Below are 21,991 nucleotides of genomic sequence, written 5' to 3' on the forward strand. Positions count from 1 at the left end.
AGTGGTTGTTGTCTTTATTGATCGTTACAACTGAACCGTCTTTACCTGCTGCAGCCACTTGACTGTCTACACCATCAATAAACCAGTTGCCATTGGTCCCGATCGTCACCACAGTGCCGTCTTTACCATTTTGTGCAACGGCAACAACACCTGTATCAACGCCATCGATATACCAGTGGTTGTTGTCTTTATTGATCGTTACAACTGAACCGTCTTTACCTGCTGCAGCCACTTGACTGTCTACACCATCAATAAACCAGTTGCCATTGGTCCCGATCGTCACCACAGTGCCGTCTTTACCATTACTACCGTCTTTACCTTTCAGAAACTCGATCAGATCATTTACAGTAGAACCCTCTGGTAATTCTTTGGCTTCAATAAGAAGTTCTAATACGGATTTACCGTTGTTTCCGTCTTTACCTTTCAAATAATCAATCAGATCATTAATATCCGCATCAGCATTTAGCTCACCCGCTTCTATTAATAGCTCCAGTGCGGATTTACCATTTTCGCCATCCTTACCATCCACCCCATCTTTACCATTAAGATTACTATCAACAGGAATTTTTGGCTCTTCTCCTTCTGTTCCTTCATCTTTAGGCTCCTCTGGTTCCAAGTTACCCGGATTACTACCTACCGGAGGTTCTTCTGAACTATCTTCATCTGTAGGCTCGTCTATAGGATGACTAGGTTCGGCACTTTCAGTATTACTATTTTTATTATCAGTTATCCCCGCAATTAACCCTATGCCCGCTATTCCCAAACCTGCTATTGGCCAAATATTGATAAATGCACTTTCTGAGTGGCCGTATAATAATGGTTCAATTTTATCGATAGGATTATAGTCGAGAGTTTCGAAGTCATATAAAAACATTTCCGACTGTTCATTTCTAAAAATCAATGAACTCTTTTTCGGATTAAATTGATTAACCAATATTATTTCACCACTTTTCAAAGTAATTACTGCTTGGTTATTTATATATTCTATTTTTTCTATATCTTCAATTTTTACATCTACTAGAACTACAGAATCTTTATCGAGTTCTATTTTTTCCAGATACTCTTTTATTAATTGATTACTACCTTCAACTTTTGAAATAACTTGAACCTGCATAAAAAACCTCAAAAAACCAAGCATATTAGTTGGATTAAACTGTGATTCACCCCACTTTTCAAGTATTAATTATATATTTTATAAAGTTATTTTTAACCATCTATACTATGATGGCCATATAGTTAAGTTTTTCTAAAGCTCATTTTTTAAATGATTAATATACACTTGATAAGCAAGTAAATAATTTAGTTCTTAATTTTTAGCTTATAGAACATATTAAATATATTTAAAAATTACACAACTATGCTGCAATTAATCTATAAATTTTATGATTATTAAAAACAAATTAAAAATATATATTATATAAAAAACTATTTTTATACTCTGCATTAAATTTTTGAAATACTTTAGGGTGTGTCCTCATTTGGCTTTGCACCAAATAAATATACAGGCTATACGAATCATAGATTTATAATTGCGTGCCAGTTTATCAAATCGAGTTGCAATAGCACGGAAATGTTTTAATCTCGCAAAAGCATTTTCAACTAAATGTCTTAATTTATATAGATATTTATCAAATTCCTTATTCGATCTCTTACTGTTTGATCTCAATGGAATAATGGGAATCATATTCTTGTTCTTGGCATATATTCTAATGTGCTCAGCATCATACCCCTTATCAGCAATGAGATAAGTTGCCTCGTCTACCGTATCAATCAGTTGTTTTGCAACTTGACTGTCGTGGACGTCACCCCCAGTGATTTTAAAATCAATCGGTAATCCATTCGCGTCGGTTGCAAGATGTATTTTTGTTGTTCGTCCACCACGTGATTGTCCAATTGCTCTTTCGAAACCATGCCGAGCTCCACTTGCATGTTGATGCACGCGTATGTAACTTCCGTCAATGAATACCCATTCTTGATCCAAGACGCCTCGTAATCTAAAAAAAATTTATCCCACAATCCCTTGCTTGCCCAACGATTAAAGCGATTGTAAGCAGTTTGCCAAGGACAAAATTCTTGGGGAATATCACGCCATGTGGCGCCTGTACGCAGTTTCCATAAGATCGCTTCCATGATATTTCTACTATTCTTTGAACAGTAACAACCGTGTAATCGCATAGTATCTTGAATTTGCTGCCAGATATCATCGGTGAGAAGAGTACGTGCCATTGAAAAAATATAGAAATCAAAAGAGCTTAAAGGAGGATTTTAAGTATTTAAAACCAATTTTTCAAATGAGGACACGCCCTAGTCTGAATTTATTTGGTTTATTTTATCTGAACTGCTATCGTCAACTAAATATCCGATTTCTAACAATGTTATTAATTCATGACTTATAAATTGAATGCCCGTCATCTGGTTTTAGACTTGTTATATGCGTCTCAAAATTCCACCGCCAGCATTAAACAGATGCTATGTGCAGGAGATCTATTAAGCATTTCTCACAATAGCCTGCGAGTTGCTGTAGCCCGATTGAATCAGGAAAATATCATTCAAGCTGTAGAGCGCGGCGTGTATCAATTGCTAGAAAAAAAATTTGATACTTCTTTTATCAGTTTAAACAAGCATCCCAATATGCAAATGGCGACCGCGTGGAATGGAAAATATGTACTGGTTTATACCGGTGCTTTGGGACGTGTAGATCGCACTGCATTATCCAAACGGGAAAAAGCACTAGGTTATTATGGCTTTCAGGAAATGGAGCAGAATGTTTTTATTCGTCCAGACAACTTAATGCTGAGCTTAACCGAATTAAAAGCGGCTGCAATCCAGTTTGGATTAGATCCAGATGCACGTTTTTTTCAAGTCAGTGAGATAGATCAGGAAATAGATGTCAGTGCACTTTGGGATGTTCAAGCCTTACATCAAACTTATCTGGAGGTGAATCAAGACATTCATCAATGGTTTGATTACTCTCAAAGCTTGCCTTTACCTGATGCAGCAAAAACTGCCTTCTATCTCGGTAAATCTGCCTTATTTAGTTTACGTGCCGATCCCCTACTTCCTGCAGAATGGATAGATGCCGAAGCTCGGCAACAATTTGAACTGGCGGTTCGTAAAATAGAAAAACAGGGGCAATTTTTATGGCAACAATATTTTAACAATCAGGGTGTATAACTTATTTCATATTTATTCACAAAAATAAATTGACTGTAATATTTAGGACAAATATATTGAAAGTAATGATAAGAACGCAATAGGCAAAACAATGAACACTAAGCTCAGTGTCACCGAATTTTTTAGCCGCGAAGAAATTAAAGAACTCACCACGACTTCTGACTTACATGGTGCTTGGTCTATAGCTTCAACTTGGGCTGTGATTGTGATGACCTTCGGTACAGTGGCCTATAGCTGGGAATATTTGCCCATTTGGGGAAAATTTTTAATGTGTGCAGTGGCATTGGCGATTTTGGCAGGTCGTCAGCTGGCCATGGCGATTTTGATGCACGATGCCTCACACCATAGCCTGTTTAAAACCAAATGGCTAAATACACATTTAACCGATTGGCTGTGTGCACGCCCAATCTGGAATGAGGTCAGCAAATATCGTACTTATCACTTGAAACATCATGCTAAAACCTCTCAACCAGACGACCCGGATTTAGGCCTGGTAAAAAACTTCCCCATTACTCAAAGCTCATTATTCCGAAAATTCTTTCGCGACTTAAACGGGCAATCTGGACTTAAATTTCTGGCAGGTCGGGTATTGATGGATTTGGAGCTTCTGGAATGGAGTGTGTCCAACGATCCCAAGCCTATTCCACGTGGTGATCGTAGCAAGGTAGATTTGGCCAAAAATCTGCTGAAAAACAGTTCAGGTATGCTGCTCGCGAATGCCACGATTTTCTCTGTGCTTTGGGCCAGTGGCCATCCTAAGCTGTATTTGCTATGGCCTTTGGCTTATATCACACCATTCCCTTTATTTATCCGTATTCGCGCAATGGCTGAACATGCGGGTCTGGAAACCAGTTATTCTGCCCTCAGCAATACCCGTACAACCCGCGCAGGTTATCTGGCACGGGCTTTTGTGGCACCGATTCATGTGAACTATCATATTGAACATCATTTAATGGCCGCTGTTCCGCATCAAAAGCTGGCGAAAATGCATCAAATGTTAAGAGAGCGTCAGTATGTCGATGCTCCACCAAGTTATTTGGATGTCATCCGTTCACTTCTAAAAAACAATTAAGCCCTGCGATGCTCAGATGATTATATTTCAGTGCTGATGGGTCGAATGCTCTCGTTGTTCCGGTGGACAATTTTCTGCCTCAATCTGTAAAGTCATTTCAGTAATATGATGCTGATGGCTCAACATTTCAAAAGCCTGATGACGCAGTTTCTGATAATCTACATTCGGTGCAACCAAATGTACCGTCAACATGACTTTTTTGGAAGTAATCGCCCAGACTTTAAGCTGATGAATATCTTGTACGCCTTCGAGTGCTAAAAGATCATGACGCAGTTTTTCAATATCAATTTCATCTGGCACTCCTTCCAGCAGAATATTGATACTTTGTTTGAGCAAAATCCAGGTGCGTGGCAAAACCCAAAATCCGATCAATACGGCAATCAGTGTATCTACCCACATCCAGCCAGTAAAATAAATCAGCAGCGCCCCGATCATCACGCCGACTGACCCCAATGCATCACTCAGCACCTCCAGATAAGCCCCTTTGATATTTAGACTTTCCTGACTACTCGACACCAGAATTTTCATCGAAATCAGGTTAATGATGAGTCCTAAGCTCGCCACAACCATCATCCCCAGACTCTGGATTTCTGGAGGATTACTTAAACGTTGATAGGCTTCAAATAAAATATAAATCGCCACCACAAAGAGCATCAAGGCATTAAATAAGGCAGCCAGAATTTCAAAGCGTTGATAACCAAAAGTGCGTTTATTATCTGCCGGTTTTTGCCCAACCTTGATGGCCGCCAGCGCAATGGCCAGTGCCGCAGCATCGATAAACATATGTGCTGCATCAGAAAGCAAGGCCAGACTTTGCGTCATAAAGCCGGCGATCACTTCCACAATTAAAAAACTGGTCGTGAGTGCCAGAGCAATCGATAATTTTTTGATATTTTTCGCAGTCACAGTGACATGACTATGCTCATGATGATGTGAATTCCCCACCCCGCACTCCTTAATAATGATGCAACAAGGACATTATTTCTCGTAATTTTCCACACAGTTCTGATTTATATTACGCTTGATTTTTATCTATTTAAGTCTTTTTTGTATCCTCTAGTTGATAAGTTTTGGCAGCTTAAAGCTTGAGCTTTTCATTTTCTGTTAGCCACGCCTGAACTGAAGCACGCTGGAAATTTCGCTGGATATATACCTGAATTTTATCAGGCAGTTCAATCTGCTGGCTAAGCAGGCGGTGCAGCATAAAGGCCAGATCAAAATCTGCAATTGACCACTGTTCAGTCAGCCAGCATTCACTGAGCAAACTCTCTGTGACTGCCAATAAACGCTGAATATCTTGCAAGACTTCGGCTGATGCAATAAAAAGTCCTTTAGGTGGAACAAAGATTGAGTCTGAAGGCATGGCCTGGCGGATTGCCATAAAATCAGTTTTGACTAAAGCCTGAACTGCACGGCATTTTGCTCTGGCCTGACTCTCTCTGGGGTATAAAGCTGGATAATCTGGCGCTGGAAAAGCATCTTCCAGATATTCTGTAATCGCCCAAGATTCAAATAAATGAAAATCATCCATCACCAGACAAGGGACTTTTCTACTGGGGCAAATTCTGCGATATGCCATGCTTTGTTGTTCCAGTTGATCTAGATCAACCGTTTTTTCCTGAAAATTCAGGCCTTTTTCTTTTAAAGCGACGTAAACTGACATGACATAGGGACTGATACGTTTTTTATCGATATAGAGACAGATATTGTGCATTTTTCTTCCTCAATTTTTTTATTCTATATTCGCCTCTACTCTACTGTCTTTCTGGAGGAAAGTGAAAATTGAGCTGCATAATGATACAAAGCCGGTTCAGAATCCTGCACCAGGATTCACTATTCAGATTGAGAATATCTTGCTTCATAAATTACGGGATTAAAAAGACTTCTATTTTTTTACAGAATGACGTTAAATAAATATTTCCCGTTTTAGATTAAATGACCATGCTGAACCTGGACCATTTCCCCGATACTGTATATGCAATCCAACATCTCGCTTTTGAAGACCTCGGTGCTTGGGAAGATGTATTTTATCAGCTGGGGCTACGTGTCCGCTATTTTGAAGCCGGGATTGATGACCTGCGTAAGGCGTATGAGCATCCTGGTTTAACCGTAATTCTCGGTGGCCCAATTGGGGTTTATGAAACAGAAAACTTTCCTTTCTTACAAGCAGAAATAGACCTGCTTAAAGTACGTTTGGATAAGAATTTACCCACTTTAGGAATCTGTCTGGGTGCTCAATTGATTGCGCATGCGCTTGGTGCCAAAGTCTATGCAGGACAGAGCAAAGAAATGGGCTGGTCTAAGCTCAGTCTTGCAGCTATCGAGAATAATCCACTGCGAAATCTGGAAAATATTGAAGTGCTACATTGGCACGGTGATACCTTTGACCTACCTGAACAGGCTGAATTACTGGCAAGTACTGAGCTTTATGCAAATCAGGCCTTTCGTATAGGCAGTAATATTCTGGCACTACAATTCCATCCTGAAGTCGCCAGTGATAGTCTGGAAAAATGGCTGATTGGCCATAGCTGTGAATTGAGTCAGGCTAAAATTGATATTCCTGCACTACGCGCTGCCAATCTTCAGTTTGCGCCTGTACTGGAAACTACCTCGCAAACTGTACTAGAGCAATATCTGGCGCAATTAAATATCGTATCCTAATCTCAGATACATTCCAGGCTAAACTCTTCCTCTCGACTGTAGAAACATTATGAGCGCATTATTCGGCATTGCCGTGATTCATTTTTTTGCCCTGATTAGTCCAGGGCCGGACTTTTTCTTTGTCACCCAAAGTGCCATCCGGCAGTCCAGAAAGCATGCTTTATGTGCAGCCCTCGGCATTTCATTGAGCATTCTGGTCTGGTCAATTTGCGCACTTGGCGGCCTGCATTTTTTATTTCAGAAAATGGTCTGGTTACAGCAGGTCTTAATGCTATTGGGTGGATTATATCTACTCTATCTGGGCAGTTTGATGTTGAAGTCGAGCTTTAAGACACCTCTACCGTTAACAAATTCGAAAGCAGAAGCTCTTTCTATCGTTCAGCCGTCGTATCTTAAATTATTGCTGCAAGGTTTTTTCACCAACATGGCCAACCCCAAAGCCCTGATTTACTTTAGCAGCGTATTTGCATTGGCGATTAGCCCTAATGCAAAACTATCAGAACAGTCTTCTCTTTTAGCTCTGGTCTTTATCGAAAGTTTGCTCTGGTTTACGGTTGTAGCCATTATTTTTTCAATGCCGAAAATGACGACTTATTATCAAAAATTTGCCAAATGGATTGATGGAGTTACAGGCGGGATCTTTATCAGTTTTGGCTGTCTGCTGATTCTGAATCGTGATTAGATCTAAGTCATTTTATTTGATAAAAAAGCACCTGAATCAGGTGCTTTTTCATACTACCCATACAGAGAATCTTATTTCTTTGTAGGCGCAGGTACAGTGGCTTCAGTGGTAATCTGAACAGTAATTTTATCACCCACACTCGGTACGTTTGCTCCTAAACCAAATGCAGAGCGGTCAAATGAAGTGGTTGCATTGAAACCAATTGCTGGAACTTTCATCATTGGATGTTCAGCCTGTTTGTTTAAAACAGCATCCAATACCACAGGTTTGGTCACGCCTTTAATAGTTAAGTCACCAGTAATTTTGAAGTTCTTTTTGTCCTGTGTTTCTACTTTGGTACTTTTAAAGCTGATGTTTGGATATTTTGCTGCATCAAAGAAATCTGCTTTCTTTAAGTGATCATCTAAAGCTGTCACGTTGGTATTAATACTGGATACTGGAATTGTCACATGCACAGCTGACTTTGCCGGTTGTTTATTGTCTACCACGATTTTGCCCTGAATATCAGAGAAATTACCAGATGGCGTAGAAAAACCGAAATGATCCCAGCTAAATACGGCTGCAGTATGGGTCGGGTCAATTGTATAGGTTACTGGTTTTGCAATAGAAAATGTTGCTACAGATGAAACCGCTAAGCCTAATGCTAATGTTTTGAAATTCATGTTTTTATCTCTCGTTTTGGATGTTATTCAGTGTATAGAATTAAGAAATATTTACAGCTCTAAAGATAAAACGTTTTGTTGCAGCGATGAAACGATAAATTTGTAAGTTATTTTTTAAATTTCTATTATTAATCCATACGGTACTGGATAAATCCGGTCTTTTTGGCCACTTTATCATAGAGCATTTGTGCCTGACGATTTGATTCATGCGTAAGCCAGTAAACGCGGTCACAATTACGCTGTTCTGCCACCTGATAAACGTGTTCAATCAACTTGCAAGCGATACCTTGACCTCGATACTGCGAAGGCACAAATAAATCCTGCAAATAAGCATAAGGTCGTAGCGTCCAACTGCTGTCATGCTCGACCACATGTACAATGCCCACCACTTTTTCATCAAGCAATGCGGCAAAGCCATACATCGAATCTAGCTCAGTACTGTGTAATTTCGCCCAGGTATTTTCACTGACCTCATCACAGATCTTCGCATGATAAAAAGCCTGATATTCTTGCCATAAAGGCAGCCATTGGTACTGTGATATTTGCTCTAAAGATTTGATCTGAATCTGGGAATTTATTTTCATGTTTACCAACTTCTTTTGCCTATTTCATCAAAATAAACCGTTTCGATAGGGTGCTGAGTTCTATAGCGGGTTATAAACTTATCTTTATCTCATCTGGTTTTGATAAGCAACTTCCAGACAAAAATCATCTGGCATAAAAAAAGCCCCAATCAGGGACTTTTTAGTATTTTAGCTTTACAGTTTTTCAACCAGAATACGATCAACCTGTTTTAGGCCAGTCGTCTTTTCATGGTTTTTACGACGGACTTTGATGACTTTTTCTTCCGCGAGTTCTTGCAGCATTAACTCAACCGCCATCATGGCCTCAAGAGGTAGATCCTGTCCGATCCATTTCTGTTCGCCTGCATCCATCAGAGTAATTTCTTCGCTAATTTGCTCGTACAAGCTCATGTTTATCTCACTTTTTTGCATTCAATTATCAAGAGAACTCTTCAACTCTTGTCACATGAAAACAGAGCTAAAAAGACCAAAAAACAAAAAGACGCCCCAAAACTGGGACGCCATTTTAAACTTTTAAAGGGCTGATTAAGCAGTAATTTCTTTTACTGCTGCAACAACGGCTTCAGTGGTAATACCAAAGTGCTGGAACAAGTCTTTTGCAGGTGCAGATTCACCATAAGTACTCATACCAATTACGCGACCATCTAGACCAACGAATTTCCACCAATAATCTACATGCGCTGCTTCAACCGCAACACGCGCACGAATATTGGATGGAAGAACTGCTTCACGGTACGCTGCATCTTGCTTCATGAATTCTTCAGCACATGGCATAGACACAACACGCACGCCCTCAAGCTGTGCATAAGCTTCCATTGCCAAAGCAACCTCTGAACCTGTTGCAATAATAATCGCTTTTAATTCGCCTTTTTCTTCAGCCAATACATAACCACCTTTCGCAGCGTTCTCAATTTGTGTTTGAGTACGGGTTTGGAAAGCTAAGTTTTGACGAGAGAAGATTAATGCTGTCGGACCCTCAGAACGAGTCAATGCAGACTTCCAAGAAATTGCAGCTTCAACGGTGTCACATGGACGCCAGGTATTCAGGTTTGGTGTACCACGTAAAGATGCAATTTGCTCGATTGGCTGATGCGTAGGACCATCTTCACCGAGACCAATAGAGTCATGTGTGTACACATGAATCACACGTTGCTTCATCAAGGCAGACATACGTACTGCATTACGTGCATATTCCATAAACATCAGGAATGTAGCCACATAAGGAATGAAACCGCCATGCAGCGCAACACCATTGGCGATTGCAGTCATACCGAATTCACGCACGCCATAATGTACGTAGTTACCCGCTGCATTGTCTTGTACACCTTGCGCACCTTTCCACAGCGTCAGGTTAGAACCAGCCAAGTCCGCAGAACCGCCTAGCACTTCTGGCAATAATGGAACCAGTGCTTGCAATGCATTTTGGCTTGCTTTACGTGTCGCGATGGTTTCAGCTTTAGCATTCACTTCAGCGATATAAGCATCTGCTTTTGCAACGAAGTCCGCTGGCAAATCACCTGACATACGGCGTTTTAGCTCTGCCGCTTCAGTCGGATATTTTGCAGCATAGGCAGCAAATGTTTCATTCCACGCTGCTTCAGTTTTAGCGCCCTTGTCTTTGGCATCCCAAGCTGCATACACATCTTCAGGAATAACAAATGCTTCGTCAGTCCAGCCTAATGCTGCACGCGTCAAGACAATTTCATCATGCCCGAGTGGCGCACCATGGCTGTCTTCTTTACCTTGCTTGTTTGGTGAACCCAAACCAATCACTGTTTTACAGATAATGATGGTTGGCTTAGCAGTTTCAGCTTTAGCTGCTAAAGTTGCAGCACGAAGCGCTTCGCTATCATGACCATCTACTTTAAGTACTTGCCAGCCGTAAGCCAAGAAGCGTTGTTCGGTATCGTCAGAGAACCAGCCTTCTACTTCACCATCAATCGAGATGCCATTGTCGTCATAATAGGCAATTAACTTACCAAGACCTAAGGTACCTGCCAATGAACACACTTCATGTGAAATACCTTCCATCAGGCAGCCATCGCCCAGGAAGCAGTAAGTAAAGTGATCCACAACCTGAAGGTCATCTTTATTAAATTGTGCGGCTAAGGTTTTTTCAGCCAGCGCAAAACCAACAGCATTGGCGATCCCTTGACCTAGAGGACCAGTCGTCGTTTCAATCCCGGGTGCATAACCCAATTCCGGGTGACCAGGTGTTTTAGAATGAAGTTGACGGAATGCTTTTAGATCTTCAATCGAAAGATCGTAGCCCGTTAAATGAAGCAGTGCATATTGAAGCATAGAGCCATGGCCATTTGACAATACAAAACGGTCACGGTTAGCCCAATTCGGGTTGGTCGGGTTGTGGTTCAGGAATTCACGCCAAACCACATCAGCGATATCTGCCATCCCCATTGGAGCACCTGGATGTCCTGAGTTTGCTTTTTGCACAGCATCCATTGCCAATACACGAATTGCGTTTGCAATACGACGTTCATTAAGCGGGGTTGTCATAAATCAGAGTCCAAAATATTCAGAAATAGGAAATGATGAAAAGACTTTCAAAACTATAGTCTATTGTCTTAAAAAAACAGCGAGGGGTAAAGACTAAGCAACAACATTTATCAGTTTATTAGTCTTGTATTTCCTTATCGGGTAATTATTCCACATTTTTCTCTCTAGTTCTGTTTTCTCTGGTCACTTTTGCGAGGGATTTATTAGACATGATAGTTAGCATATTGTTGTCTGATTGAGCTTTTCAACCCTGCATTTTTTAGAATTGACTGTTATTTCGTTTTTAATCTAAAGTCGGCTCCATCCGTTTAAAGAGAGATGTGTCATATAATTTTCTCGTTGATGATGGAAAGCATTGATGATTCATTCTTATCAATAGATCAATCAACTATGTATTTTTTAGATGAAAAGCTTACATCTATTTAGGCTCAATCATAAGCAGCAAGCGTGCTTAGCGCCCTTGGCAGCTTTTAGGTAAATAGCGCTGATAAATATCAGTCGAGAAGCATTTTCCCGTATAGACATCAAATGCAATTGATTTACCCCGAATCGCTGCATCTAGGCCTTGCTGTCGCAGCTTAAACTCAATTCGGCATGTTGCATTAATCACCACTTTTTCGATATATCGTGTATTCCCCCCAATCTCGCGTCCAGCATCACAATGCTGATCTGAGGCAATGAACTGAGTTCGATATGTGCCAGCCTGCTCAAACACTTCAGCCAGTTGAGCACGTACCACATAGCCCTGATAACTCATAAACGCCATGGTGGCTAAAATCGCTATCATCGTCAGTACAATCATCACCTCAATTAAGGTAAATGCCTTTTGATACATCATGACTTATCTCCGTACAGTCTTACTTCAAGAAGCCCATACAAAAAGAATCTTGGCCATGCTTAACCGGCCAGTAGTGAAACCTTAGGCCTAATATGCAGAGAAGCCGATGCAACAACAATACAGCTAGTCGAATCATGTTGAATCACATGCGAGCGTATTAATGTAATAATCACTTTCCTGAAAATTGCTCAGATTTTAGCTTTATATTTTTCCAATCAGCGATCTTTTAAAATTTATTCGAGAATATAACTGTTTAATTTTGCTACATCTGGGAAAATCCGGATTAATTTGTCGCTCCTTGCCAAATCAGCAATGACGGTTAAATCGACATATCAATTTTTTTAATTCTATTAATCAATTAAAAACACAATAATTTGAAACAATTTCGACCAATTTTGTCGTGTTAAGCTAGTCCTAGAGCGCAACTCGATGTAACATATCGGGTCTTTAAAATTAACTGTGATAGGACTATGCGCGAGTACGCTGTATTTACTTCGGAATCTGTAAGCGAAGGCCATCCAGATAAAATGGCTGACCAAATCAGTGACGCTATTTTGGATGCAATCTTAAAAGAAGACCCTTATGCACGGGTTGCTTGTGAAACGCTTGTAAAAACAGGTGCGGTTGTACTTGCCGGTGAAATCACAACGACGGCCAATATCGATTTTGAAGCGGTAGTACGCCATACCGTGAACGGTATTGGTTATCACCATTCTGATCTGGGTTTTGATGGTTCGACCTGTGCCGTAATCAACATGATTGGCAAACAGTCACCTGAAATTGCTCAGGGTGTAGACCGTCAGAAACCTGAAGATCAAGGTGCCGGCGACCAAGGTTTGATGTTTGGTTATGCTAGCCGTGAAACTGACGTTTTAATGCCTGCGCCAATTACCTATGCACATCGCTTAATGGAAAAACAAGCAGAGCTTCGTCGTAATGGAACTTTGCCTTGGTTACGCCCAGATGCGAAAAGCCAAGTGACCTTTGCTTATGAAAATGGCAAACCTGTTCGTTTAGATGCTGTGGTTTTGTCGACTCAACACGATCCTGAAATTTCACAAGCCAATCTTAAAGAAGCTGTGATTGAAGAAATCGTGAAGAAAATCATTCCTGCCGATATGTTCCATGCAGAGACCAAATTCCACATCAACCCAACGGGTATGTTCGTGATTGGCGGCCCTGTCGGTGACTGTGGTTTGACAGGTCGTAAAATTATCGTAGATACCTACGGTGGTATGGCGCGTCATGGCGGTGGTGCTTTCTCTGGCAAAGATCCATCTAAGGTTGACCGTTCTGCTGCCTATGCAGGGCGTTATGTAGCAAAAAATATCGTTGCGGCTGGTCTTGCAGACAAGTGTGAAATCCAGGTGTCTTATGCAATTGGTGTTGCTGAACCCACTTCAATTTCAATCAACACTTTTAATACTGCAAAAGTATCTGAAGAATTGATTATTGCCTTGGTTCGTGAGCACTTTGACCTACGCCCATATGGCATTACCCGCATGCTGGATCTGATTCAGCCAATGTATAAGCAGACTGCGGCTTATGGTCATTTTGGCCGTGAAGGCTCTGATACGGCCTTTACTTGGGAAAAAACCGACAAAGTGGAAGCGCTTAAAGCCTCTGCTGGTCTCTAATTTTCTCTTTAAAAAGCCCGCACCCTGCGGGCTTTTTTTATGACTGGGATTTTATTGCTTAAAATCATCTTTTTTACACGACTGACAACTTAAATCGCAAGATTAATAATATACCCCGTTCATTTCCATCATCCTTGAATGCTTATTAAATTAGAAATTTTTTAGTTTCTGGATCTGACTCATTTAATACACTTAAAACAACTTATTAAATAAGTCCTGAGCGAGTTAAAGCAGCATAAGTATTGAAAAAAGTTACAGTTAATCAACAAATTTTGATCTATTTTCTAGCATAAACTTTAAGAAATGACTGTTAAATTAGTTGGCAGCTATACAACAACAAGGGATATTACTCGATGAATAAATTAATGATTGCTTTAGGTTTAGTGGCAACTGTTGCCTTGGTCGGCTGTAACAAAGATAAAGCACCTGAAACCGGGGCAACGACAGGTGAGCATTTAGAAAATGCAGCAGATCAAGCCGGTCATGATATGCAAGATGCAAGCCGTGAAGCTGCGGTAGACACTGAAAGAGCCTTGGATAATGCAGCGGAAAATACAGCTCAAGCAGCTGACGAAGCTGCTGCTGCAACGTCTCGAGCAGCAGATGCTACTGCTGAAGCAGCACGAAAAGCCACTGCGGCCACTGCAGCTGCGGTTGAAGAAGGTGCTGGCAATGTTCGAGAAAAAGCTGAAAACTGATTTTAGCTCTCAGTTTAATGCTTAAAAAGCCTGCGATTCAATTTGCAGGCTTTTTTATGTACTTCATTTGAAAATCTAGAAACTCAAAAATGCTCGATACTGATCTATCGGCATAAAACCATACGATTAAATCTGCAATTTATTTAAGCTGCTTAAGTGTAGAGAATTACAGAATAATGAGATGTTCCATTAGATTTATTTTTATAATTCACTCCCACAAATCAGATAAAGTGATAAAACTTATCAACTATAAGAATGACTTAATACTCACTCATTGGCCAAAATGGGCTGCATTTAAGCTGAAATTCAGTAGAATACCAGCCTTTATTTTTAAAATTTAATCTCCCATGTCAGTCATTGCTGCTGCTTCCCAACGGTCGAATATTTCGGTCTGGGTGGCTTTTATTTTACTTGTAATCGGTACAATCGGTGCCTATCAGATCGTTGGCTTAAATCAGGCTCTGTTATTTTTAATCGGTGGTGCGCTAGGCATGACCCTGTACCATGCCTCATTTGGTTTTACCTCGAGTTGGCGCGTCTTTATCAAGGAACGTCGCGGTCGTGGTCTGCGTGCACAAATGATTATGCTCGCTCTAGCAGTATTGTTATTCTTCCCGGCTTTAGGTGCGGGTGAATTGTTTGGCAACCCGGTCACAGGTAACGTCAGTCCTGTTTCCATGTCAGTCATGATTGGTGCCTTTATTTTCGGCATCGGCATGCAGCTCGGTGGCGGTTGTGCATCGGGTACGCTGTATACCGTGGGTGGTGGTAGTGCACGTATGCTGGTAACACTCTTGTTCTTCTGTATCGGCTCTGTGATTGCAACCTCACACTTAGACTGGTGGTTTGCTTTGCCGCATCTGGAACCTATTTCTCTGGTACAGAGTTTAGGCGTGATGCCTGGATTGCTGCTGAGCTTTATTATTTTTGCATTGATTGCTGCGGCGACTGTTTATTTCGAAAAGAAACGTCATGGTCGTCTGGAAGTAGAACCAAGCAGTGAGCATCAAGGCTGGAAACGCTTTATTCGTGGTCCATGGCCTCTGATTTGGGGCGGGATTATTCTGACCCTGCTCAACTTTGCGACGTTGGCACTTGCAGGTCGTCCTTGGGGCGTGACTTCTGCCCTGGCAGTTTGGGGTGCAAAAGGCGCCACTTTAGTGGGTGTTGATGTAACTGCATGGGATTATTGGCAGAAAGCTGGCAATGCCAAAGCACTTGCAGAGTCGTTGTGGTTTGATATTACCTCGATGATGAACTTTGGCATCATGCTCGGTGCTTTGCTGGCAGCCAGTCTGGCTGGTAAATTTGCCCCGAATTTCAACATTCCGAAACGCTCGCTCATTGCTGCTGTTGTCGGTGGCATCATGCTCGGCTATGGTGCACGCTTGGCCTATGGTTGTAATATTGGCGCGTATTTCAGTGGTATCGCTTCAGGCAGTTTACATGGCTGGTTATGGCTGGTGTTTGCCTTTATCGGTAATGGTATTGGGGTGAAACTTCGTCCAATTTTCTTCCCGGAAGAAAAACCACAAGCTGAAAAAATTACAGGTTGTTAATTATTTAAACTAAAAAGCCCATCTTAATGATGGGCTTTTTTATCTTTAAGATTTAAAGCGCGGCTTTTAAATTACAACCATAACCCATGGTCTGCTGAACCTGACGATAAGTGGTATAGCGATCCAGAATAAAAGTATAGAAGTGATCGGCATTCGAAAAATTGTCTTTTAGATTTTCATTGGCAGCATTCGGCAATTGGATGTCATCGACCAGTTCCAGATTATAATGCCCCAAACGATACATATCGGCAAAATAAGCATTCATCATATCGCAATAGGCAATTTTACTTGGTTTTAATGCCGTACTGCTGACCAAATGACGGTTTAAAGTTTGCAGATTATTCACATCTAAAGGAAACTGGTGTGAGAAAGCAATACTTTCTAGTTTTTTAAATTTCTGAAAATCCTGAGCCAATTGGCTATTGAGTGCATCAAAACGTTGCTGTAATTCCTGCGCTGTCTGAACCTGATATTTGACTGGATCGACGACCGGTTTTTGTGGCTCTTTCGAGCATGCGGTTAATCCAATGAGCAGCGCCAATGACGTTAGCCATACCTTCATATCTATGCACTCAATCTAAATATAAACGCTTATTATGCCTGAAAGATGCCAGATGTACTGTTTAAAGTGTTTTCTCATTCATATAACGCCAGTAGCGTTTCGGTACATATTGAATATGCAGTTTCATATTGTTACGTGTCTGAATATTCACACTATTAAAATAATCTTTCCAGAGCTGATCATACAGCCATTCATCATCATCCAGTTCGATACTGAATGACTGACTGTGCCCAATCTGGATTTGCGGATCGATTGCTTCAGCATTCATCTCGACCTGATGTACCTGCTCTAAATCATAATAAATCCCGTAATTGCGCAGCTCATCATAAATCAGCCAGGATTGATCCTGATAGCGCTCCTGAAAATGTCGGGAAATAATCGGTAGAACATTAAAGTCCGGCTTAACCAGACTCAGGAATAGTCCATCCTTGGCCTTTTTAAAGCGTACAAAAGCCTCCATACGGTGCTTTTCCCGTCCGACTTGCTTGGCCCATTGCGACATACCGATAACTGCATGATGACCATAATCTTTATCGACAGGTCGCTGGTTTTTAAATACATAAACCGCGAAATCAAATAGAATCTGAAACGCTGCTTCTTGTTCCGACAGAAAAGTATAGTAAAAAGTACGCAAGCTGCTGGAGGAGACTTTTTGCTTGAGCCCCTGCCAGACCCGCTGTCCATGCTCATCATTAGAGCTAACATAAATAAATTCATCAAACAGGCCATTTTGTGCTTGTGGATTGGCAGTGATGCGGGCATTCAGTTCCTTAAACTCAAAAGCCCGAAATACACAACTGAGCAAGCCGGTCATGCTGCCATCAAAACAGTAACAGGCCATCAGAATGCCAGTCCAAGCTGTGGTGAAAGCTGCTGCTGATATTTAGATTGGCCAGACTGTAAAATTTGCTGACGGATCTGATGCGATTGCTGATCTTTCTTAAATTTTGGCGTATCAGCACAGCGGATAAAATGCTGTGCGCGGTTATATGCCACACCCATGCGTTTTAGCTGATCGATATGAATCTGACCAAAACGGCGTGCCTGTACAATTTTTTTGGCCGAACGTACCCCAATACCCGGTACACGCAAAATTATTTTATAGTCGGCACGGTTAATATCAACTGGAAAAGCTTCAGGATGTCGCAAGGCCCAGCTGAGTTTGGGATCAATATCCAGATCCAGATTCGGATGCTGGTCATCGACAATTTCATCGGCAGAAAATTCATAAAAACGCATTAACCAGTCGGATTGATATAGACGGTTTTCTCTTAACAAAGGCGGCGCTGAACCAACAGCCGGTAAGGCTTTTTCTTCAGGGTTAATCGGAATATAGCCGGAAAAATACACCCGTTTCAGCTTAAATTCCTTGTAATGCCGATCGGCCATTAAAATAATGTCTTGGTCAGTTTCGCTATGTGCGCCTACCACCATCTGTGTGGTTTGTCCGGCAGGTACAAATTTTGGCACCGATTTAATCAATTTGCGTTCATCTTTGAGCTGGATCAGTCGATCCCGCACAATCCCCAAATCTTTTTGTACTTCGGCATGGGTTTTTTCAGGCGCAAATTTCTGTAATCCGGATTCAGTCGGCATTTCCAGATTAATACTCATGCGGTCTACGTATAGTCCGGCTTCGGTAATGATTTCCTGAGATGCACCCGGAATGGTTTTCAAATGAATATAGCCATTAAAGTTTTCTTCCAGTCGCAGTTTTTTCACCACCTGTAGCATCCGCTCCATGGTGTGATCCGCTGATTTAAAAATACCCGAGCTTAAAAACAGACCTTCAATATAATTACGGCGGTAAAAGTTCATGGTCAAATCCACCACTTCCTGCACGGTAAATGCTGCTCGCTTGACGTCATTGGAACGGCGCGAAACACAATAAGAGCAATTAAAAATACAGACATTGGAAAATAGAATTTTCAGCAAGGAAACGCAGCGGCCATCTTCGGTGTAGCTATGACAAATACCATTGCCGGTATTTCCTACCCCTTTGTCTTTATTTTTACGATTGCTTCCACTGGATGAACAGGACACATCATACTTGGCAGCATCGGCTAAAATTTGCAGCTTTTCACGGATACGATCAGACATGAGCTCAGAAAGATTTGACCAAAATGCTATTATAAAGTCTTCAATTGCAGCGCTATAGTTGATCTGTCTGGCTAGCGACATAGCGTGTCGTGAGAAATGTAAATGACAGCTAAGCAAAGTTTAAGTATTTCAAAATAAAATAACCAATATGATTTGCTTAATTTTGAACTCAAGGGCAAAGTAAAAACATAACAAGGAGCAAATCTATGTCTTTATTAGAAAATCTCGGAATTAAACATCCTATTTTCTTGGCGCCGATGGCAGGTGTCTCTACAGCTGAACTTGCAGCTGAAGTGTCCAATCAAGGCGGCTTGGGTTCACTCGGTTTGGGAGCCAGCAGTATCGAGGCAGCACGACAACAGATTTTAAAAACTCAAGAATTGACAGACTGCCCTTTTCAGGTGAATTTTTTCTGTCATGACAGTGTGCCCCTAGATGAAGCTGTCGCGCAGGCATGGATCGCACAGTTTAAAAATAAATTTATTGAATATGGGGCGCAGCCACCCGAGCATTTAAACTGTATTTATCCGAGCTTTAAAGACAATGATGACTTCCTGAATCTGGTGCTGGAAACCAAACCACGGGCGGTCAGTTTTCATTTTGGCATTCCGCATCCGCATCAGATTCAAGCCTTAAAACAGGCAGGAATTTTAACCATGGTTTCTGCGACCAATTTTGCCGAAGCCAAAGCCATCGAAGCTGCCGGAATTGATATTATTATTGCCCAAGGCATTGAAGCCGGCGGTCATCGTGGAATTTTCAGTACCAAATTCGATGCTTCGGTCAAAACCTCTAATCTGGTGAAACTGATCAAACAGCATTGTTCCCTGCCGATTGTAGCGGCAGGCGGGATTATGGACGGCCAACAGGCAAGACAAATGCTGGATTTCGGTGCCGATGCCGTGCAACTTGGCACTGCATTTGTACAGTGCAAATCGTCCAATGCCAACGAGGCTTATCGTAAAGCCCTGCTTTCCAAGCCACTCACTCAAGTCAGTGCCAGTATTTCCGGTCGCCCTGCTCGCGGAATCATCAACCACTGGCATATGGATGTCGACACACCCGATCGTCTGGATGTGCCGGCTTATCCTTATACCTATGATCTGGCCAAGCAATTACATGCTGCTGCAGCCAAACAAGGCGATCAGGGTTATGGCGCGTTCTGGGCAGGCTCAAATGTGGCACAAATTCGTGAAATGGAAGCGTCTGATCTGATCAATCAGCTGGTGCTGGAAATGAAACATCTCTAAAATTTATCAGCATAAAAAACCTCTCTAATTAGAGAGGTTTTTTATTCAGTCGGACTTAGCGGGTAAGTCGATGCCAGGCATCTTTGACTGCAAACTTGGCTTCTTCCCAATTTAAACGGGATTCACCTTTCACCTGTTCCCACTTGGTCCGTAGTTCAGGTTCCGCATGGTCAAAATCTGTATCACGATCATACATGGCACGGTTTTCATAACCTACGCGATAAGCGCCGCGATAGTCACGATCATAATCTAGATCGCTGTAGCTATTCCGCGTTTCATTAAAATACGGGCGATTATGATACTCATCGCGCCAGTAATTATCTTCGGCAATCAACTGGTCGGGATGCTGGTAGTTATCTGCCTGTTTTTGGCGATCTGATGTTGCAATATCATTACCGGCAATGCCACCAACCACACCACCGATAATGCCGCCCACCACTGCACCTGGAGGACCACCGACCAGACCTGCAACGGCCCCTACAGCAGCACCACCTACTGTACCCGCACCGGTCGCGGCCAGATTATCTTTGCCTTCATTCATATCTGGCACATTCGGATTATCTTTTTCAGGAGTATTTAAATCCGGACGTGCATTGGCATCAGTAGGATCTATATTTAAGCCTTCGCTGCGTTCTTGTGGCAATTCCGTTGACGTTTTATGGCTAAATTCTGTGACTGGACGATTGGTATTTGTCATTACAGATCTCCCTTGGTGATGACTACAAACAAGAAGGATCACCTCCTGTTCATATTAGATGAATCCATCATAGAACAAGTTTAAGTAAGCAATATCCAAGTCCTGTCCGGTTTAAGTCAACAAAATGTTGTGCTATGTATTTGACCGGCTGAAGTGTAAACAGCGTGCTAAAATCGACGCGCTCAAGATAAAAAAGGTAGTATTTCTACACAAAACATATTTCTTGATTACCTCCTACTAGCCTGCCATCATTTGGACTCTAATAAATTGACCTGTTCGACCTGAACATCACTCATGGTTGAGCCATGTTCAAGTAAAGTATTAAAATAATCTTGTACTATACGATATTGATCAGCCGTATTTTCTACCTGATACATGCTCTGACGAAACTCGTTGCTTGAACGCAGACCTTTGGTATACCAGGCAATATGTTTCCGGGAAATTCGGCAACCGGAATACTCGCCATAAAACTCATATAGCTCAGCCAAATGTCCCAATAGAACATCCTTAACTTCTGTAATACTCGGCGCATCCAGATATTGGCCAGTTTTTAAATAATGGGCAATTTCACGAAAAATCCAGGGACGACCTTGTGCTGCACGTCCGATCATGATGGCATCTGCACCGGTATAATCCAGCACATATTTGGCTTTTTCAGGACTGTCGATATCTCCGTTGGCAATCACGGGAATATTCAACATGTCTTTTACATCTTTAATGAGGGAATAGCGTGCGGTATTTAAATACATATCTTCACGGGTACGGCCATGTAAAGCCAGCGCCGCAATTCCGGCATCTTCCGCACGTTTTGCCACCCGCATGATATTTTCATGACCATTTAAATACCCCAGACGGGTTTTTAAAGTTACCGGCACATCGACCGCAGCCACGACGGTATCCAAGATACGGGCAACTAAATCTTCATCCTGTAGCAAGGCTGAACCGGCTAATCGATTGCAGACCTTTTTAGCTGGACAGCCCATATTAATATCAACAATTTGTGCACCATTGGCCACCTGATAACGCGCAGCCTCAGCCAGATCTTGTGGATCTGAACCGGCAATCTGGGCTGAGATAGGCGCCAGCTCCCCATCAAAATTGGCACGGTAGAGACTTTTTTTGCTCATACGCAAAGTTTTGTCTGAGGTCATCATTTCACTGACCGCATGACCTGCACCAAAATACTTGCACAAGGTTCTAAACGGACGGTCAGTCACACCTGCCATGGGAGCCACCCAAAGCTTCCTATCTATTGATCTTCCAAACAATTCTTCAATTACATTGTTTTTGCTCAAAATCTT

The 21,991-nt window shown here is 41.8% G+C and carries 22 protein-coding genes; 8 read left to right on the top strand and 14 right to left on the bottom strand.

What is annotated here, in order from left to right:
- A partial coding sequence (locus FTV29_RS04000; RefSeq protein WP_218946045.1) for a hypothetical protein occupies window positions 1-1,114 on the bottom strand: 1,114 nt, incomplete at its 3' end.
- A gap of 360 nt (window positions 1,115-1,474) precedes the next feature.
- Window positions 1,475-2,226 (bottom strand): IS5 family transposase gene (locus FTV29_RS04005; protein WP_370981754.1). Its coding sequence is split into 2 segments (ribosomal slippage): window positions 1,475-1,992 and window positions 1,992-2,226, totalling 753 coding nucleotides; the frame shifts between segments, so codons are not numbered across the junction.
- Between the two features lie 159 nt (window positions 2,227-2,385).
- On the opposite strand from FTV29_RS04005, the gene FTV29_RS04010 reads away from it, so the two are divergent.
- Window positions 2,386-3,174, top strand: coding sequence for a hypothetical protein (locus FTV29_RS04010; protein WP_180075115.1), 789 nt, complete (start codon window positions 2,386-2,388; stop codon window positions 3,172-3,174).
- A gap of 91 nt (window positions 3,175-3,265) precedes the next feature.
- The gene (locus tag FTV29_RS04015) at window positions 3,266-4,246 is read left to right on the top strand and encodes a fatty acid desaturase family protein (protein ID WP_180075116.1); all 981 of its coding nucleotides are present in this window, start codon (window positions 3,266-3,268) and stop codon (window positions 4,244-4,246) included.
- Between the two features lie 27 nt (window positions 4,247-4,273).
- Here FTV29_RS04015 and FTV29_RS04020 read toward each other — a convergent pair whose 3' ends face one another.
- Both FTV29_RS04020 and yfcF read right to left on the bottom strand, forming a co-directional pair.
- Window positions 4,274-5,191: a cation diffusion facilitator family transporter gene (locus FTV29_RS04020; protein ID WP_180075117.1), complete on the bottom strand. Its 918-nt coding sequence runs from the start codon at window positions 5,189-5,191 to the stop codon at window positions 4,274-4,276.
- 133 nt (window positions 5,192-5,324) lie between these two features.
- Entirely contained in the window at window positions 5,325-5,960 is a 636-nt protein-coding gene (yfcF, locus tag FTV29_RS04025; protein ID WP_159138184.1) for a glutathione transferase, read from the bottom strand.
- Window positions 5,961-6,187: 227 nt separating this feature from the next.
- Between yfcF and FTV29_RS04030 the strand changes: the two genes are divergently transcribed.
- Both FTV29_RS04030 and FTV29_RS04035 read left to right on the top strand, forming a co-directional pair.
- Window positions 6,188-6,907 (top strand): glutamine amidotransferase, encoded by a 720-nt coding sequence (locus FTV29_RS04030; RefSeq protein WP_074383170.1) that lies wholly within the window; start codon window positions 6,188-6,190, stop codon window positions 6,905-6,907.
- 49 nt (window positions 6,908-6,956) lie between these two features.
- On the top strand, window positions 6,957-7,589 hold the full coding sequence (locus FTV29_RS04035; RefSeq protein WP_005096656.1) for a threonine export protein RhtC: 633 nt from the start codon (window positions 6,957-6,959) through the stop codon (window positions 7,587-7,589).
- Between the two features lie 71 nt (window positions 7,590-7,660).
- On the opposite strand, the gene FTV29_RS04040 is transcribed toward FTV29_RS04035, so the two are convergent.
- From FTV29_RS04040 to FTV29_RS04060, 5 genes are all read right to left on the bottom strand, one after another.
- A complete protein-coding gene (locus tag FTV29_RS04040; RefSeq protein WP_180075118.1) occupies window positions 7,661-8,251 on the bottom strand; it encodes a YceI family protein in 591 nt (196 codons plus the stop codon).
- Between the two features lie 128 nt (window positions 8,252-8,379).
- Complete coding sequence (locus tag FTV29_RS04045; protein ID WP_005096652.1) at window positions 8,380-8,835, bottom strand: N-acetyltransferase; 456 nt, start codon at window positions 8,833-8,835, stop codon at window positions 8,380-8,382.
- A gap of 174 nt (window positions 8,836-9,009) precedes the next feature.
- Entirely contained in the window at window positions 9,010-9,225 is a 216-nt protein-coding gene (locus FTV29_RS04050) for a hypothetical protein (protein ID WP_005096650.1), read from the bottom strand.
- Between the two features lie 135 nt (window positions 9,226-9,360).
- Window positions 9,361-11,349 (bottom strand): transketolase, encoded by a 1,989-nt coding sequence (gene tkt / locus FTV29_RS04055; RefSeq protein WP_074382885.1) that lies wholly within the window; start codon window positions 11,347-11,349, stop codon window positions 9,361-9,363.
- A gap of 451 nt (window positions 11,350-11,800) precedes the next feature.
- Window positions 11,801-12,184: a prepilin-type N-terminal cleavage/methylation domain-containing protein gene (locus FTV29_RS04060; RefSeq protein ID WP_180075176.1), complete on the bottom strand. Its 384-nt coding sequence runs from the start codon at window positions 12,182-12,184 to the stop codon at window positions 11,801-11,803.
- A 473-nt stretch (window positions 12,185-12,657) separates the two neighbouring features.
- On the opposite strand from FTV29_RS04060, the gene metK reads away from it, so the two are divergent.
- From metK to FTV29_RS04075, 3 genes are all read left to right on the top strand, one after another.
- Complete coding sequence (gene metK / locus FTV29_RS04065) at window positions 12,658-13,824, top strand: methionine adenosyltransferase (protein ID WP_005096646.1); 1,167 nt, start codon at window positions 12,658-12,660, stop codon at window positions 13,822-13,824.
- 353 nt (window positions 13,825-14,177) lie between these two features.
- Window positions 14,178-14,522 (top strand): hypothetical protein, encoded by a 345-nt coding sequence (locus tag FTV29_RS04070; RefSeq protein ID WP_005096643.1) that lies wholly within the window; start codon window positions 14,178-14,180, stop codon window positions 14,520-14,522.
- A 347-nt stretch (window positions 14,523-14,869) separates the two neighbouring features.
- Complete coding sequence (locus FTV29_RS04075) at window positions 14,870-16,081, top strand: YeeE/YedE family protein (protein WP_180075119.1); 1,212 nt, start codon at window positions 14,870-14,872, stop codon at window positions 16,079-16,081.
- Window positions 16,082-16,133: 52 nt separating this feature from the next.
- On the opposite strand, the gene FTV29_RS04080 is transcribed toward FTV29_RS04075, so the two are convergent.
- From FTV29_RS04080 to FTV29_RS04090, 3 genes are all read right to left on the bottom strand, one after another.
- Window positions 16,134-16,643, bottom strand: a complete 510-nt coding sequence (locus FTV29_RS04080) for a hypothetical protein (protein WP_005096639.1) — start codon at window positions 16,641-16,643, stop codon at window positions 16,134-16,136.
- Between the two features lie 61 nt (window positions 16,644-16,704).
- Window positions 16,705-17,484: a TIGR03915 family putative DNA repair protein gene (locus tag FTV29_RS04085; protein ID WP_005096637.1), complete on the bottom strand. Its 780-nt coding sequence runs from the start codon at window positions 17,482-17,484 to the stop codon at window positions 16,705-16,707.
- Complete coding sequence (locus FTV29_RS04090) at window positions 17,484-18,743, bottom strand: putative DNA modification/repair radical SAM protein (protein ID WP_180075120.1); 1,260 nt, start codon at window positions 18,741-18,743, stop codon at window positions 17,484-17,486. Before FTV29_RS04090 ends, FTV29_RS04085 begins: the two co-directional genes overlap by 1 nt.
- A gap of 206 nt (window positions 18,744-18,949) precedes the next feature.
- Here FTV29_RS04090 and FTV29_RS04095 point away from each other — a divergent pair, with 206 nt between their 5' ends.
- The gene (locus tag FTV29_RS04095; RefSeq protein ID WP_005096634.1) at window positions 18,950-19,993 is read left to right on the top strand and encodes a nitronate monooxygenase family protein; all 1,044 of its coding nucleotides are present in this window, start codon (window positions 18,950-18,952) and stop codon (window positions 19,991-19,993) included.
- Window positions 19,994-20,048: 55 nt separating this feature from the next.
- Here FTV29_RS04095 and FTV29_RS04100 read toward each other — a convergent pair whose 3' ends face one another.
- Complete coding sequence (locus tag FTV29_RS04100) at window positions 20,049-20,690, bottom strand: hypothetical protein (protein WP_180075121.1); 642 nt, start codon at window positions 20,688-20,690, stop codon at window positions 20,049-20,051.
- A 248-nt stretch (window positions 20,691-20,938) separates the two neighbouring features.
- Window positions 20,939-21,958, bottom strand: coding sequence for a tRNA dihydrouridine synthase DusB (gene dusB / locus FTV29_RS04105; protein ID WP_257224475.1), 1,020 nt, complete (start codon window positions 21,956-21,958; stop codon window positions 20,939-20,941).
- Window positions 21,959-21,991 lie beyond the last annotated feature (33 nt).

This window comes from Acinetobacter sp. YH12254, assembly GCF_013417415.1.
GTDB lineage: Bacteria > Pseudomonadota > Gammaproteobacteria > Pseudomonadales > Moraxellaceae > Acinetobacter > Acinetobacter pseudolwoffii.

Coding starts and splice junctions, on each gene's coding strand:
- FTV29_RS04050 (WP_005096650.1), bottom strand. CDS start 9,225: ATGAGCTTGTACGAGCAAATTAGCGAAGAAATTACTCTGATGGATGCA.
- FTV29_RS04035 (WP_005096656.1), top strand. CDS start 6,957: ATGAGCGCATTATTCGGCATTGCCGTGATTCATTTTTTTGCCCTGATT.
- FTV29_RS04095 (WP_005096634.1), top strand. CDS start 18,950: ATGTCTTTATTAGAAAATCTCGGAATTAAACATCCTATTTTCTTGGCG.
- FTV29_RS04010 (WP_180075115.1), top strand. CDS start 2,386: ATGACTTATAAATTGAATGCCCGTCATCTGGTTTTAGACTTGTTATAT.
- FTV29_RS04085 (WP_005096637.1), bottom strand. CDS start 17,484: ATGGCCTGTTACTGTTTTGATGGCAGCATGACCGGCTTGCTCAGTTGT.
- metK (WP_005096646.1), top strand. CDS start 12,658: ATGCGCGAGTACGCTGTATTTACTTCGGAATCTGTAAGCGAAGGCCAT.
- FTV29_RS04015 (WP_180075116.1), top strand. CDS start 3,266: ATGAACACTAAGCTCAGTGTCACCGAATTTTTTAGCCGCGAAGAAATT.
- yfcF (WP_159138184.1), bottom strand. CDS start 5,960: ATGCACAATATCTGTCTCTATATCGATAAAAAACGTATCAGTCCCTAT.
- FTV29_RS04030 (WP_074383170.1), top strand. CDS start 6,188: ATGCTGAACCTGGACCATTTCCCCGATACTGTATATGCAATCCAACAT.
- FTV29_RS04080 (WP_005096639.1), bottom strand. CDS start 16,643: ATGAAGGTATGGCTAACGTCATTGGCGCTGCTCATTGGATTAACCGCA.
- FTV29_RS04060 (WP_180075176.1), bottom strand. CDS start 12,184: ATGTATCAAAAGGCATTTACCTTAATTGAGGTGATGATTGTACTGACG.
- FTV29_RS04045 (WP_005096652.1), bottom strand. CDS start 8,835: ATGAAAATAAATTCCCAGATTCAGATCAAATCTTTAGAGCAAATATCA.
- FTV29_RS04040 (WP_180075118.1), bottom strand. CDS start 8,251: ATGAATTTCAAAACATTAGCATTAGGCTTAGCGGTTTCATCTGTAGCA.
- FTV29_RS04090 (WP_180075120.1), bottom strand. CDS start 18,743: ATGTCTGATCGTATCCGTGAAAAGCTGCAAATTTTAGCCGATGCTGCC.
- tkt (WP_074382885.1), bottom strand. CDS start 11,349: ATGACAACCCCGCTTAATGAACGTCGTATTGCAAACGCAATTCGTGTA.
- FTV29_RS04100 (WP_180075121.1), bottom strand. CDS start 20,690: ATGACAAATACCAATCGTCCAGTCACAGAATTTAGCCATAAAACGTCA.
- FTV29_RS04070 (WP_005096643.1), top strand. CDS start 14,178: ATGAATAAATTAATGATTGCTTTAGGTTTAGTGGCAACTGTTGCCTTG.
- FTV29_RS04075 (WP_180075119.1), top strand. CDS start 14,870: ATGTCAGTCATTGCTGCTGCTTCCCAACGGTCGAATATTTCGGTCTGG.